The organism is Kitasatospora sp. NPDC001664 (assembly GCF_053596675.1).
In genome coordinates this window covers 415,067-429,109 of sequence record NZ_JBSFGS010000003.1, presented here as the reverse complement: position 1 = coordinate 429,109, position 14,043 = coordinate 415,067, and the positions used below count along the sequence as shown (strand labels likewise).

At 72.7% G+C, this 14,043-nt stretch carries 14 protein-coding genes; 9 read left to right on the top strand and 5 right to left on the bottom strand.

Annotated features, from left to right (window positions below; all coding sequences use genetic code 11):
• The first annotated feature begins 135 nt into the window (after window positions 1–135).
• Window positions 136–567: a YciI family protein gene (locus ACWCYY_RS06715; RefSeq protein ID WP_345282823.1), complete on the top strand. Its 432-nt coding sequence runs from the start codon at window positions 136–138 to the stop codon at window positions 565–567.
• Window positions 568–575: 8 nt separating this feature from the next.
• Window positions 576–1,730 carry an RNA polymerase sigma factor gene (locus ACWCYY_RS06710; RefSeq protein ID WP_449795370.1) on the top strand — a complete coding sequence of 385 codons (1,155 nt, stop codon included), beginning with the start codon at window positions 576–578 and terminating at the stop codon, window positions 1,728–1,730.
• On the opposite strand, the gene ACWCYY_RS06705 is transcribed toward ACWCYY_RS06710, so the two are convergent.
• A complete protein-coding gene (locus ACWCYY_RS06705) occupies window positions 1,721–1,936 on the bottom strand; it encodes a hypothetical protein (protein WP_449795331.1) in 216 nt (71 codons plus the stop codon). The genes ACWCYY_RS06710 and ACWCYY_RS06705 overlap by 10 nt on opposite strands.
• A 301-nt stretch (window positions 1,937–2,237) precedes the next feature.
• Between ACWCYY_RS06705 and ACWCYY_RS06700 the strand changes: the two genes are divergently transcribed.
• The 4 genes from ACWCYY_RS06700 (at window position 2,238) to ACWCYY_RS06685 (ending at window position 7,544) form a co-directional block, all read left to right on the top strand.
• The gene (locus tag ACWCYY_RS06700) at window positions 2,238–2,924 is read left to right on the top strand and encodes a hypothetical protein (RefSeq protein WP_345282827.1); all 687 of its coding nucleotides are present in this window, start codon (window positions 2,238–2,240) and stop codon (window positions 2,922–2,924) included.
• Between the two features lie 11 nt (window positions 2,925–2,935).
• On the top strand, window positions 2,936–3,439 hold the full coding sequence (locus tag ACWCYY_RS06695) for a hypothetical protein (protein WP_449795330.1): 504 nt from the start codon (window positions 2,936–2,938) through the stop codon (window positions 3,437–3,439).
• A gap of 257 nt (window positions 3,440–3,696) precedes the next feature.
• Window positions 3,697–6,243, top strand: coding sequence for a DUF7617 domain-containing protein (locus ACWCYY_RS06690; RefSeq protein ID WP_449795329.1), 2,547 nt, complete (start codon window positions 3,697–3,699; stop codon window positions 6,241–6,243).
• A gap of 122 nt (window positions 6,244–6,365) precedes the next feature.
• The gene (locus ACWCYY_RS06685; RefSeq protein ID WP_449795328.1) at window positions 6,366–7,544 is read left to right on the top strand and encodes a hypothetical protein; all 1,179 of its coding nucleotides are present in this window, start codon (window positions 6,366–6,368) and stop codon (window positions 7,542–7,544) included.
• A gap of 6 nt (window positions 7,545–7,550) precedes the next feature.
• Here the strand turns inward: ACWCYY_RS06685 and ACWCYY_RS06680 are convergent, their stop codons facing one another.
• Entirely contained in the window at window positions 7,551–9,014 is a 1,464-nt protein-coding gene (locus tag ACWCYY_RS06680; protein ID WP_380148670.1) for an amino acid permease, read from the bottom strand.
• Window positions 9,015–9,414: 400 nt separating this feature from the next.
• Between ACWCYY_RS06680 and ACWCYY_RS06675 the strand changes: the two genes are divergently transcribed.
• Together ACWCYY_RS06675 and infA are read left to right on the top strand one after the other, a co-directional pair.
• Window positions 9,415–10,188 carry a GNAT family N-acetyltransferase gene (locus ACWCYY_RS06675; RefSeq protein ID WP_449795327.1) on the top strand — a complete coding sequence of 258 codons (774 nt, stop codon included), beginning with the start codon at window positions 9,415–9,417 and terminating at the stop codon, window positions 10,186–10,188.
• A 55-nt stretch (window positions 10,189–10,243) separates the two neighbouring features.
• Complete coding sequence (gene infA, locus ACWCYY_RS06670; RefSeq protein WP_449795326.1) at window positions 10,244–10,468, top strand: translation initiation factor IF-1; 225 nt, start codon at window positions 10,244–10,246, stop codon at window positions 10,466–10,468.
• 73 nt (window positions 10,469–10,541) lie between these two features.
• On the opposite strand, the gene ACWCYY_RS06665 is transcribed toward infA, so the two are convergent.
• The 3 genes from ACWCYY_RS06665 to surE all read right to left on the bottom strand — a co-directional run bounded on the left by ACWCYY_RS06665 (window position 10,542) and on the right by surE (window position 13,096).
• Window positions 10,542–10,973 carry an LppU/SCO3897 family protein gene (locus ACWCYY_RS06665; RefSeq protein WP_380148665.1) on the bottom strand — a complete coding sequence of 144 codons (432 nt, stop codon included), beginning with the start codon at window positions 10,971–10,973 and terminating at the stop codon, window positions 10,542–10,544.
• A gap of 133 nt (window positions 10,974–11,106) precedes the next feature.
• A complete protein-coding gene (locus ACWCYY_RS06660; protein ID WP_449795325.1) occupies window positions 11,107–11,847 on the bottom strand; it encodes a DUF6585 family protein in 741 nt (246 codons plus the stop codon).
• A gap of 175 nt (window positions 11,848–12,022) precedes the next feature.
• Window positions 12,023–13,096, bottom strand: a complete 1,074-nt coding sequence (gene surE, locus ACWCYY_RS06655; RefSeq protein WP_449795324.1) for a 5'/3'-nucleotidase SurE — start codon at window positions 13,094–13,096, stop codon at window positions 12,023–12,025.
• Window positions 13,097–13,323: 227 nt separating this feature from the next.
• On the opposite strand from surE, the gene ACWCYY_RS06650 reads away from it, so the two are divergent.
• Entirely contained in the window at window positions 13,324–13,977 is a 654-nt protein-coding gene (locus ACWCYY_RS06650; protein WP_449795323.1) for a TetR/AcrR family transcriptional regulator, read from the top strand.
• The last annotated feature ends 66 nt before the right edge of the window (window positions 13,978–14,043 follow it).

Sequence of the window (14,043 nt, the reverse complement as noted above, 5' to 3'; positions counted from 1 at the left end):
GCCCGCCGGAGGCCTCCGCAAGAACTTCCGGGAAAAGAAGTCCGCCGGGGATGTCGAGAAGCCGTGTCCGGCTCCGTCCCAGGGGTGAGCGCGGCCAGAATGGGCCCCGCCGCACCGCACGGAGGAGAGACGATCATGGCCAAGTACCTGCTGCTGAAGCACTACCGCGGCGCCCCGGCGCCGGCCAACGACGTGGCGATGGAGCACTGGACGCCGCAGGAGATCACCGCCCACGTCCAGTACATGCGCGACTTCGCCGCCAAGCTGGAGCAGACCGGCGAGTACGTCGACGGGCAGGCGCTCGCACCGGAGGGGACCTGGGTCCGCTACGACGGGGAGGGGCGGCCGCCGGTCACGGACGGGCCCTTCGCCGAGACCAAGGACCTGATCGCCGGGTGGATGGTGATCGACGTGGACACCTACGAGCGGGCGGTGGAGCTGGCCGGCGAGCTGTCGGCCGCGCCCGGCAAGGACGGCAAGCCGATCCACGAGTGGCTGGAGCTGCGCCCGTTCCTGTCGATGCCGCCCGTCGACGCCGACCTGGACTGCCACGGGTCGGCGGGGTGACCCCGCCGGTGGACGAGGTGCTGCTGCGCACCCTGACCCCGGGCGTGCTGGCGGCCCTCGTCCGCCGGGGTGCCGACTTCGCCTCCGCCGAGGACGCGGTGCAGGAGGCGCTGGTGGAGGCCTTCCGGACCTGGCCGGAGGCCGGGGCACCGCGTGACCCCAAGGGGTGGCTGGTCACGGTCGCCTGGCGGAAGTTCCTCGACGGCGCCCGGGCCGAGAGCGCCCGGCGCCGCCGCGAGGAGCTGGCGCACGAGGAACCCGAGCCCGGTCCGGTGCCGGAAGCGGACGACACGCTGCGGCTCTACTTCCTGTGCGCGCACCCGTCGTTGACCCCCTCCTCGGCCGTCGCGCTCACCCTGCGGGCGGTCGGCGGGCTGACCACGCGTCAGATCGCCCAGGCGTACCTGGTGCCCGAGGCCACCATGGCGCAGCGGATCAGCCGGGCCAAGCGCACCGTCTCGACGGTCCGCCTCGACCGGCCCGGGGACGTGGCCACCGTGCTGCGGGTGCTCTACCTGGTCTTCAACGAGGGCTACGGCGGCGACCTCGACCTGGCGGCCGAAGCCATCCGGCTGACCCGGCAGTTGGCGGCGGCCGTCGACCACCCCGAGGTGGCCGGCCTGCTCGCCCTGATGCTCCTGCACCACGCCCGGCGCGCGGCCCGGACCGATCCGGACGGCGCCCTGGTCCCCCTGGCGGAGCAGGACCGCGGCCGCTGGGACACCGCCGCCATCGCGGAGGGGGTGGCGGTGCTCCAGTCCGCACTGGCCCGGGACCGCCTCGGTGAGTACCAGGCGCAGGCCGCGATCGCCGCGCTGCACGCGGACGCGCCCTCCGCCGCGGAGACCGACTGGGTCCAGATCGTGGAGTGGTACGACGAGTTGGCGCGGCTGACGGACAGCCCGGTGGTCCGCCTCAACCGCGCCGTCGCCGTCGGCGAGGCCGACGGCCCGCGCGCCGGCCTGGCGGCCCTCGCGGAGGTGGCCCCCTCCGTCCCCCGTCACACCGCCGTCTCGGCCCACCTCCACGAACGCGACGGCGACCTCGCCACCGCCGCCCGCCTCTACGCCGAGGCCGCCCGCCACGCCGCCAGCCCGGCCGAACGCGACCACCTCTTCCGCCAGGCCGCCCGCCTCAACTCCCGTCCGGGCCTTCAGCAGTAGCCGTCCAGCCGGGCCCGCCGGCCCGGCGTGCGGTTAGGCCTCGGGCGGCCGGCCCCCTCGGAGGCGGCGTCGCGCAGCAGGTCGAGCACGGTGCCGCCGGGGTCGGGCAGGGCCGGCTCGGCGAGCAGGGGTTCCAGGTCCTCGGAGCCGAGGGGCGTTCCGAAGTGGCGCGGGTCCATGCCCGTGTACGGCGGGTGGGTGCTCATCGGCGCCAGTCTCACCGCGGGGTGTCGGGCCGGTCCAGCGGATTTGCGGCAGACCGCTCCCTCTCGCCCAAATCTCCCCAGAAGCTGCCAAGTTGGCCTGGTGTCACAGCGCTCCCCCAGGACTTCCTCAGGGGATGCTCAGGAAACCCGGCCGACATAGCCGGGCATGTCCGGGTATCGGAGTCGATCAAGCTCAAGTCTTGCTCAGAAGATCAACTTGAGGCTGTACAGCAGATGAAGACCGGCCATAACTTCTTCACATCAGCCGCCGGGGGGCGGCACAGATGTGAAGAGGTTTCAAATGAGTGTGCAGGTCAAGAAGGCTCTCGTGGTCTCCGCGTTCACCGTTCTGATGGCCACCGGCATCACCGCGCCGGCCTTCGCCTCCGCCGGTCTGCCCGCGGCTCCGTCCGGCGTGGCCGCCGTCGAGGACGCGGGCACCGAGATCCCGGTCGAGCCGCCGGTCACCGAGACCGAGGGCGACCTGGTGGAGGTCACCGACCCGTCCGTCGAGCCGGCTCCGGGCAAGGGCCCGAACAACGTCCCGGGTGCGGACTACTGCGGCCCGGCCCACGGCTACTACAACACCACCGCCAACAACGGCAAGGTCATGCGCGGCGTCGGCGTCGACCAGGCCAACTACAACGGCACCTCCCGCACCATCAAGTCGGTGTTCAGCGCCGAGGCATCCGGCGAGGTCGGGATGTCCGTCTCCGGCGAGCTCAAGGTCAGCGCCAACGCGCTGCTCGCCAACGTCGAGGGCAAGTACGGCGTCGACCTCTCCGCGAAGCTCACCGCCAAGCTCGGCAACACCACCTGGGCCGAGACCCCGCCGCGCCGCACCACCCACGCCCGCTACGGCGTCTGGCGCCTGAAGACCACGGGCACCAGCTACACCATCTACAGCAACTGCTCGACCTCGCCCAAGAAGACCGTCGTCGCCTACACCCCGCAGAACGTCGGCTGGTACGTGTGGGAGACCGCCTGAGCCGGTCCCCGGTGACCGCTGAGCGACGCACCGCACTGGCCACCCTCGCCGCGACCCTGCTGCTGGTCGCGGGCGTGGGGGCCTGCGGCGGGCCGGACCGCACGGCACCGGCCGGGTCGGCGGCCGAGGCGAAGGCCTCGGCGTCCGCACGGCCCGGCGAGCGGCTGGAGCACGTGGCGTCGCAGGCGGTCACCGAGGCCCCGAAGGTCCCGGACGAGACCATGCTCGCGAGCGTGTCCGACCGGACGGGCAGTCACACCCTGCCCATCAGCGGCGGCCTGACCCCTGGCCCGGTCTCGGTAATGGTGGTCTGCCAGGGTGCCGGCACCCTCACGGTCACCCTCGAACCCACCGGCCTGGGCTTCCCGCTGGAGTGCGTCGCCCATGAGTCGAGCACCACCTACAACCAGATCGGGCTGCGCAACGCCCGCCCGGAGGCGGCCGTCAAGGTCGACGCACCGGCCGGCGTCCGCTGGTCCCTGAGCGTGGCCAAACCACCGCCCACCGGCGGCTGACGGCGCCACCACCGCACGACCCACGAGCGCCCCGGCCCCGGCCGGGGCGCTCGTCGTGACCCCAGGGCCACGAACGACCGTTCCGGTCACTATTCCTGACGATTCGTCAGCCGACCGGTTGTGCTTCGTGTCCGAATTCCTTCCGATCACCATATCTTCCGTTCATCGCTCCTTCGCCCGCGCACCGCTCCCCTAGGGTCGCCCCCGGGAGGGCTCCGGCGCCGTGCCGGGTGCCCACCGACCCAGGTGGGGAATCCATGCTGAGAACGCTCTTCGCATCCCGAACCAGCCACCTCCTCCGCGCCACCACCGCCGCCGCGTCCCTGACCGCCGCGCTGCTGGTCGGAGTCGCACCGTCCACCACCACCGCCACGGCCGTCGAGAGCGCCACCGCCTCGCCGTCCACCCTGACCAAGTCGGTCCGCGACGTCACCCACCCCGGCGCCACCACCGCCGAGCACGGCGACACCGTGGACTGGGCCGTCTCCTACCGCAACGCGGTCGACTCCCCGGCCGCCGCTCCCGTCACCCTCACCGACCCGATCACGGGCGGCGGGACGGGACCGGGCACCACCCAGACGTACGTGCCCGGTTCGCTGCGCACGCCGCCCGGCTGGACGCCGTCCTGGTCCACCGACGGCTCCGCCTTCACCGGCACCGACCAGGGCGCCGCCACCACCGCCGTCCGCGCGTCCAAGGCGGACGCCCGCCGCGACGGCACCGAGCTCTCCGCCCCGCTGCTGCCGCCGGTCAAGCCCACCGTGCAGGCCACCGGCGGGGACGGCTTCACCCCGATCCTGCACCGCACGGCCCTCGGTCAGGTGCAGTCCTGGAACATGTACCACCACGTCGCCGCCGCCGCCCGGCAGGTGGTCTGCAGTGACCTCGGCACCGGGCAGCCGTGCCCCGGCGGCCCCTGGCCGCGGCCGCTCAACAGCACGCCGGGGCCGCTCGGTTCGGGAAACACCGGTGACATCGCCTCCACCCTGACCCCGCAGTACGTCGAGGACCCGCAGCGGCCGGGCACCGTCTACTACCCGGGCGTCTCGGGCGGCAGCGTCGGCGTCGGCTGCCTGGACCTCGATGCCCAGGCCAACTGCGGGTTCTTCCCGCTGGCCCCCGTCGCGAGCACCCCGTCCGCCGCCAACGGGCTGGCCGGCCTGGTCGGAACGGGCGGCCGGCTGTACGGCGTCGCCAGCACCGGGCAGGTGCTCTGTCTGACCATCAGCTCCCGCACCCCGTGCGCGGGTCAGCCGTACGCCGCGATCGTGCCGCCCAACCACGACCTGCCCGGCTCCCCCGGCGCGCTCTACCTCGGCGCCACCACCGTCGCCGACGGCAAGGTCTTCGCCTCCTCCTCCCCGCAGAGCGGCGGATCCACCGTCGCCGTGCCGCCCGCGCTGGGCTGCTTCGACCCGGCGACCGGCACCGCCTGCGCCGGCTGGGAGACCCCGAAGCCCGCCGCCCCGAGCGCCGCGTACTACACCTACAACGCGTACACCGCCTACGACACCGCCGGCCAGGCCAACGGCGTCTGCACCACCACCGTCGGCGGAGCCACCCTCAACACGGCCTGCTTCACCCTCGGCGGCGCCCCGCTGACGCAGCCCACCACCCTGGCCGGGATCGGCGGCGGGGTGCTGACCTTCAACCCCGAGGTGGTCACCGCCAACGGCGAGACCCGCAGCTACTTCCCGCTCTGGAGCGGCGGCATCAACGGCGCCACGGCCTGCCACGACTGGACCCACGCCGCACCCTGCGCGGGCTTCCCGCTCCCGGCCAAGCACCCCGGCGTCAACGGCGGCGTCACCCGTGACTACGGCTACGCCTACGACTCCACCACCCGCTGCCTGATCGCCCTCGGCGACGCGGGCGTGCTGTTCTCGGTCGACCCGGCCACCGGCACCTCGCCGTGCGTGCACAGCGGGGCCACCGTCACGCTGCGGCCCGCCGACTTCTACTGCGACGGCGCCACCGGTCACGTCCAGGCGTACACCCGGGCCGAGTTGACCGGCATCGACCTCGCGCACGCCGACCTGGCCGCCTCCCGGGTGAGCGTCACCGACCCGGACGGCACCGTGCTGGCCAGTCCGCCGCTCACCGCCGACGGGGTGATCGACCTCAGCGGCATCAGCGCCGCCGACCACCCCGCCGTCACCGTCTCGGCCCAGCTGGTGCTCACCTCCGCCGTCGACTTCGAGAACGGCAACCAGCCGTTCCTGACGGTCCGTTACCAGGGCGACGCCCCGCAGCTCTGCTTCCGCACCGTGGTCTCGGCCGACTGCGCGGCCACCCAGCTCTCCAACACCGCGACCGGCGTCGACGCGGCCGGTTCCTTCGGCTCCAACACCGTCGCCCTCGCCGTCGCCCCGGGCAGCGGCTGCCAGCCGAAGGTGACCGTGGTCAAGGAGATCTGCGCCTCCGACCACCCGCACGACTGCGACCCCGGCGGCCCCGGCCCCTGGGCGAAGACCAGCCCGGTCGGCCTCCTCCGCCTGCTCGGCACCGCCCACTGGCGGATCACCGTCACCAACGCCGGGCCGGTGGCCGCCACCGGCGTCCAGGTCAACGACGCCGCCACGCCCGCCTGCCGCAGCGCGGCCGGCACCTTCGACCTGGCCGCGGGGACGAGCCGTCAGATCCACTGCAGCTCGCTCCTGCTGGCCCTCCCCATGAAGAACACCGCCTCCGCCACCTTCGTCCCCGCGAACTCGCCCCCGGGCACCGTCCCCACCACCACCGCCGCGTCCTCCGCCGTGGCCTGCTCCCTGCTCTGCATCCTGGCCGCACCCGACCAGGGCTGACCGGGCCCACCGCACCTCGGTGCCGCCGACCGGAATCGACCTCCGGTCGGCGGTATCCGCCGTTCTAGGCTGGTGCCGTGGACAACCGCCGGAACGGTCTGATCGACGCCCAACGAGCCTATATGGAACAGGGGTTCGAGCTCCTCCCACCCGAGGAGGTGGCTGCCCTGGGGCGGGCCGCCCTGCTGCGCTCCGCCCGGCAGGTGGCCGAGCTGCTGGCGCTCGTCTACCGGCGGCAGCCCGGCGAGGACGCGCTGGCGGCGGAGGCCCGGCAGCTGGCCGAGGACGCGGTGGCCGGACGGGTCCGGCTGTTCCTCCTGCTGGACGGCCGGGGCGAGGTGATGGCGACGACCAGGTACACCCTGGTCGAGCCGCTCTTCGAGGACGGCCCCGTGCGGTACGAACTCGGCCGCACCGGCAAGCGTCCCGGCGCCCGCCCGGGCCTGGCGGCCGCCCTGCTCGACGCCCGGGTGCCCTGGGCCCGCGAGCACCTCCCGGAGGCGGACCACCTGGTGACCCACACCCGGGTGGCGCTGAACCGGCCCGGACGGCCACCGGTCGGCCCCGTGATCGGCAGTCAGCTCGCGCAGGGCTTCACCGCCACCCACGCCGTGCACTCCCACATCGTCGCGCGGACGGCGGCCGAGCCCTTCGTCGCCACCTTCGCCCCGCGCGACCCGACCTCCTGGCGGGCCAGCGCCAGGCAGCACCCCCTCCGGCTGCCCGACGGCCCGGACTACGGCCTGCTGGCAGCGATGTGGACCGAGACCACCGGCGTGGGGGCGGCCCCGCTCCCGCCCGCCGGCTGCGGTACCTCGGCAGGGGCGACGAGCGCGGCGGCGACCGAGGCGGCGGCGACCGGGGCGGCGGTGACCGGGGCGGCGTCCGGGCTGGTGACGCTGCACCAACTCGCCGCCCCGTCCGCGACGGTGGAGTCGCTGCACCTGCTCTCGGCCCGGCCTCCCCGCGGCGGCCGGCCCGTCCCGGAGGTGCCCGCCCGGGTCGGGCCGGACGGGGCGTACGCCTCCACCGGGCTCTCCGACCGGGTCGTGGTCGAGGACGACGTGCTCGGCGCACCGGACGCCGCGCTCCACCTGGACCGGCTCCACCGGTCCGGCTTCCGCCCGGCCGGATGGGCACCCTCCCACCAGCGGGCCGGGCGCCCCGCCCTGGTGCTCACCCGTCCGGGCTCACTGCCCGGCCCGGAGACGTCCGTCACCCCTGCCGACCTCCGCGCGTTCGCACGACTACCGTCCACCGGAAGCTTCCTGGCCCACGTCCTGAGCCACCGGCCCTCGTGAGGCGGATCAGGCCCGGTCCGCCGCCGCCGTCTCCGCGACACGGCGCCGCACCAGGTACCAGCCACCCGCCAGCGCGGCGGCGACCAGCGGCAGGCAGGCCACGGTGGTGCGGCCGACGCCGCCGTCCAGCCACATCAGGACCAGCACGGTGACCAGGAAGCCGAGCGTGACGATCTGCGTGTACGGCGCCCACGGGAGCCGGTAGGACGGCCGGTCGACCACGCCCTGCCCCGCGCGGCGCCAGAAGAGCAGCGAACAGATCATGATCATCGCCCAGGTACCGACGATGCCGATCGAGGCGAAGTTGATGACCAGTTCGAAGGCCTCGCCGGGCATCACGTAGTTCAGCACCACGCCCAGCACGCCGAACCCGGCGGTGAGCAGGATGCCGCCGTACGGGACACCTCCCTTGTTCATCACCCCGGTGAACTTCGGCGCCGAGCCGGAGAGCGACATCGAGCGCAGGATCCGACCGGTGGAGTACAGGCCGGAGTTGAGGCTGGAGAGCGCCGCGGTGAGGACCACCAGGTTCATCACCCCGGCGGCGCCCGGGATGCCGAGCTTGTCGAAGACGGTGACGAAGGGGCTCTGGCCGGCCGAGTACGCGGTGTAGGGGAGGATCAGCGCGAGCAGGACGACGGAGCCGACGTAGAACAGGCCGACCCGCCACATGATGGAGTTGATCGCCTTGGGCATGATCTTCTCCGGGTTCTCGGTCTCCCCCGCGGCGACGCCGCACAACTCGACCGAGGCGTAGGCGAAGACGACGCCCTGCAGCAGGAGCAGCATCGGCATCACGCCGCTCGGGAAGATCCCGCCGTTGTCGGTGATCGTGGCCAGGCCGGGGGTGTGGCCGTCGACCTGGTGCCGGGTGACCACCAGGTAGATGCCCACCAGCATGAAGGCCACCAGTGCGGCCACCTTGATGATGGCGAACCAGAACTCCATCTCACCGAAGTACTTGACCGAGATCAGGTTGGCGGTGAGCACCACGGCCAGGGCGATCAGTGCCAGCAGCCACTGCGGGACCTCGCTGAACATCGCCCAGAAGTGCGCGTAGGTCGCGGCCGCGGTGATGTCGGCGATCGCGGTGGTGGCCCAGTTGAGGAAGTAGAGCCAGCCGGCCGTGTAGGCGCCCTTCTCGCCCATGAACTCGCGGGCGTAGGAGACGAAGGCGCCGGAGGACGGCCGGTAGAGCACGAGTTCGCCGAGCGCCCGGACCACGAGGAAGGCGAAGACGCCGCAGACGGCGTAGGCGATGAAGAGCGACGGCCCCGCGTTCGCCATCCGGCCGCCGGCGCCCAGGAACAGGCCGGTGCCGATCGCCCCGCCGATCGCGATCATGTTGACGTGCCGTGACTTCAGGTCCTTGCGGTACCCGGCGTCACCGGCGTCCACGTGTGCCGATCGCGCCGACGGCGGTGTGCCGTCCGCGAGTTGGGGCTCCGTGGTCGTCGTGCGGTCACTCATGGAGTCGAGTCGCCTTCGTGAGGGGGAGTGTGGTCGCGCGGTCGGGCGGGGACGGAGTGGGTGGTCGTCGCGAGCATGACCGAGCGGCACATCCTCACCGGTCGAAGGGGAATCCGGCTGTGGCCGATGTCACGTTCGGGGATGATTTGCGCGAAATTTGAGCCTTTGACGCGATCTCGTCCGTCAGGTCGTGCGCGGGGCCCGGGCGGTGGGAAATCGCTTGGGCCCGCCGTCCCGGCCTTGCTACTGTGTCGATCACCGTGACCGCACGCCAGGAGGTGAGACCCGTGAACGCAGTATCGACGTGGGTGCTCCCCCTCTTCTTCACGGTGTGCGACTGACCAGGACGGTGTCGTCGGGAGCGCCTCTCCACACAGGCACTCCTGAGAGGGCGACAGCCATGCACCCTTCCCCCCTGGTCCACCGCGTCACCGACACCGAGTGGCAGGCCGTGGACGACGACGGCCACGTCATCGGCCACGGCGACGTTTCGCACCGGCCCGACGGCCGCCGTTTCCTCAGCATCGACGTCTGGCGGGACACCGCCTTCTCCCCGCTCGCCGCGGCGATGTCGGCAGCCCTGCCGGCCCCGCTCCACGCACTCGTCGGCGAGGCCGACTCCGGACCCGACTCGCGCTGGCGGCAGGCGGGTTACGCCTTCTCCCGGCGCGAGGTCGAGTACCGGCTGCCGACCGCACCCGATGCGGCGGCTCCCCTCATGGTCTCCCTCCCCGCGGGCTTCACGGTGCTGCCGGGGACCGGGGCCGACGAGGAGCTCGTGCGCGGACTCGACCGCGCCCTGCGCGAGGAGATCGACGCCGCGGTGGGCTGGCACACCATGCCCGCCGAGGTGATCCCGCGCCCGGCGGGGACGGTCCTCGGCGATCCGGCGCGGTACGCGGTCGCCGTCGCGGACGACGGCGCGTACGTCGGGCTGGTGCGGGTGGCGGTCGTCCCGCGCCGCGCACGGATCGGGCTGGTCGCCGTCCTGGCGGGCGCCCGGCGGCGCGGCGTCGGACGGGCGCTGCTGGCCCACGCCCTGGGCTCGCTGCACGCGGCGGGGCTGCCGTCGGCCACGGCGGAGGTGGACGCGTCCAACCTCGCCGGCACGGCCCTCGTCGAGGGCTTCGGCGCGCGCCGGGTCGACAGCGTCGTGGAGCTGATCCGCCACTGAGGACTCCGTGTCCTCCTGCACGTCATCAACCCAACCCCCAAGGAACGAGGGACCTTTGCCGAGAACAGCGAACGGCATCGAAGTCGAGGGCACCGTCGTGGAGTGCCTGCGCAACGCGGTCTTCAAGGTGGAGCTCGCCAACGGGCACCACGTACTGGCCCACATCAGCGGGAAGATCCGGAAGAACCGCATCAAGATCCTCCCGTTCGACCGGGTCCTGGTCGAGCTCAGCCCGTACGACCTGACCCGCGGCCGCGTCCTGTACCGCTACCGCACCTGACGCGGCGTCGGACGGGCCGGGGAACGACACCGCCCCGGGGGGAAATCCCCCCGGGGCGGTGTTCAGCCGACGCTTACTTCTTGGGCGTCAGGCACAGCACGAACTTCTCGCTGCCCAGCTGCTGGGAGAGGGCGTCGAACTCGTCGCCGCACTGATTCCCGTCGAAGGTGTTGTCGATGACCTTCGAGACCGTGTGGGTGGCCTTCGACTCGCCGCAACCGACGGTCTCGACCTCCGGGTTGTTCTCGCTGCCGGTGACGGTGACGCAGTCACCGACCTTGGCGCGGACCGGACCGTCGGTGAAGGCGTCCCGCACCGCGACCTTGATGACCGCCACGATCACGATCACCAGGAGAATGCCGAGCAGCGAGAGCAGCTTCTTGCCCATGCTCTTCTTGGGCTTTGCCGCCTCCGCCTGGATGGCGGCGTCGTAGGCGAAGGGAGCCGGGGCGCCGTTCTCCGACGGCGGCACGGGCTGGCCCTGGGGGTTCTGCGGGGTACTCATGGGGTCCTCTGCGTCAGTGGCTGCGTGGCAGTGCAGGGCGCAGGTTATCCGCAGCTATTGCGCGCGTTTCGGACAATGGCGACCTACCAGGCCACCCGTGATTCAAGTGAGATGCAAAGAATTGTTAAAGGGCTCAGCCGTGCAGGTGCTCGACCACGGCCAGGAACACGAAGAAGTTGGGAATCTTGTGGACCGGCGTGTTGGACCACGCGAGCGTCTTGCCCTCCTTGGCCACGCACACCACCCCGTCCTTGACCTCGATCCGCTTGATCTCGCCCCACCGCAGCCCGCCCCGCTTCACGGTCGAGATCCCGCCGGCCCCCACCACGATGTCACCGAACCGCACGTGCTCGCCCCGGCCCAGCATCTCCAGCACGCCGGGCAGTTGGGCCCTGGTGAGCTCGTGCTGGATGGCGGCGCCCCAGACCTCCGGGGTCGCGTAGAAGTCCGTCAGTTCGATCTTGGAGTTGTCCGGCTTGAACAGCGTGTAGAGGTAACTGGTGCCGACGTAGACCCCGTTGACGTGGTTCCTGGTCACCCGCTGCAGCACGGCGGTCGAGTCCCAGCGGAACGCGACCGGCCCGGTGCGGTCGCTCACGACCAGCCCGTGCTCGAAGCAGCGGATCCGCTTCGCGGCCTGCTTGGCGTTGAGGTTGGGCGTCTGCAGGAGCCGCCAGCCGAAGTACAGACCGGGCAGCACCAGGGCCAGCCCGAGCAGGGTGAGGAAGGCCATGCCGGTCAGGGCCATGGCGCTCATCCGCTTCGGACCGAAGCTCGCCCGGAGCTCCCCGAGCCCTTCGGCGGCCGCGAGGGCCGCGACGTCCCCGGGTATTTGCTCCTGCACCGAGGCCGAAGGGGAATCGACGTGTTGCACTGACGCCTCTTTCATCACCGGAGATCGCGGGCCCTCCCGCGCGGGCCACCGGATGCTACTCGCCGCCCCCCTCGACCGAAACGGCGGGCCCGGGAATTCCGAACTCGATCTCGGTGAACATCGGCAGTGGGGCGTGCCCGGCTTCCCGGGCACGCCCGCGGCGGCGAGGGGCGGGTCAAGGCCGCGGGGCCTGGCGGTCCACGAAGTGGCGCAGGCGCAGGAGGTCCTGGGTGGCGGTCAGGTGCGCGGAGAGGGTGCGGTCCGGGGTGACGGGCGTCAGGGAGACGCGGTTGTCGCGCAGGAGGGCGGTGGAGTCGGCGTCGGGGCGGGTCTCGGTGCAGGGGTCGCCGGGGAGGTCGGAGCAGCGGCCGTAGGTGATGTCGTAGCTGGCGGAGTCGGAGTCACGAGCTTGGTAGGCGTGCCAGACCACCCGGCCCTCGCCGACGGTGGTGAGGCGCGGGGCACCGACGGGCCGGCCGGCCGTGACGTCGGGGTGGTCGACCTTGAGGGCGAAGTGGCTGCTCAGCAGGGAGCGTTGGCGCAGGGCGGCGATCAGGCGGGCGCCGTAGTCGGCGGTGGCACGGTAGTTGGCCAGGGGGAAGGTGAGGTTGTCGGCGTCGCCGGCGGTGGAGAACGCGACGGCGGGGACGCCGAGCTCCACGGCGGCGAGGGCGGCGCCGACGGTGCCGGAGTCGTTGACCTGGGCACTGACGTTGGGGCCCGAGTTGATGCCGGTGGCCACCAGGTCGGGGCCGTCGGTCCAGCCGGCCAGGTCGGCGAGGCCGGCCCGGAGGGCGAACTTGACCGTGTCGGCGGGGGTGGCGCTCGCGCTCGCCGGTCCGCAGGGGGCCGCGCCGAGGCAGAGGCCGTGGACGGGCGATCCGGACGGGGTGCCGGAGCAGTCGGACTGGTAGCCGGCGGGGAGTTGGGTGCGGTGGGCGAGGGTGACCACCCCGCCGTTGGTGACGGCGGTGCCCCGGCCGGACTGGACCTGCCAGGGGGCGATCACCACCACGTCGGCTCCGGCCGCGCACAGGGCGCGCCGCAGTTCGTAGAGGCCGAGGCCGTCCGCGTTGCCCGGCTTGGCGGCCTGCATGGAGTCGTCGTTGGTGAGCAGGACCCGCAGGCCGGCGAGCGGGCGGGCCGGGGCGGCGGGGGCGGGGGCGGCCGAGGCGCCGGTGGGGGCGGCAGCGGAAGCCAGCAGGAACGCGCATGCAGCGGCGGCGAGTTGGCGGTGACCGGATCTCATGGTGGGGCCTTCCGAGGTGGGGGCGAAGGACTGTCAGCGGAGCGGAGAGGGGAGCAGCACGGCGACGGCGCGGGTCGGCTGGGGTGGGGGGCCGACGGCGCCTCGGGGCATCGTTCGCTGGGGTGCCCAAAGGGAACCATGAAAACCGAGCACCCAATAGGTTTTCAGCATGTGGCCCAGGTCACACCACGGAGCCCGCCGGAGGGGCCGTGACTAAGGTGGCGGACATGGACGTCAAGGGTGGAGCCACAGGCCGGCGCGGGCCGCGCGGCAGCTACGCGGTGGGGGACGAGCGGCGGACCCGCATCCTGGACGCCGCGGTCGAGCACTTCGCCCAGTGGGGTTTCCACGCCACCTCGCTGACCCGGATCGCCAAGGAGGTCGGCATCACCCAGGGCGGGCTCCTGCACCACTTCCGCACCAAGGAGGCGCTGCTGGTCTCGGTCCTGGAGGCCAGCGACGAGAACGACGCCGTGCGGTTCTTCACCGAGGAGTGCGAGAGCGTCGCCGAATGGTTCCACCGACTGCTCGACCTGACCGCCCACAACGCCCAACGGCCGGGCCGCACAAGGATGTTCAACGCCCTGGTCGGCGAGTCGGGCGACCCCGACCACCCGGCGCACGCCTTCTTCGCCCGGCGCTACCGCACCCTGGTCGAGGAGGCCGGCGGCTCGCTGCGGCGCGGTGTGGAGAGCGGCGAGCTGCGGGGCGACACCGACTGCACCGCCGAGGCCCGGCAGCTGCTGGCGGTCATGGACGGCCTCCAGCTCCAGTGGGTGCTGGCCCCCGCCTCGGTGGACATGGTGGAGCAGCTGCACCACTACCTCGACCGGCTGTACCGCGCGCTGAGCACGGCGGGCCGGGCACTGCCCCCGCGCTGAGCACGCCCCCGCCCGCGCTGAGCCCCCGTCACCACCCTCCCCCGGTGGCCGGGGCCTCGGCGCTTA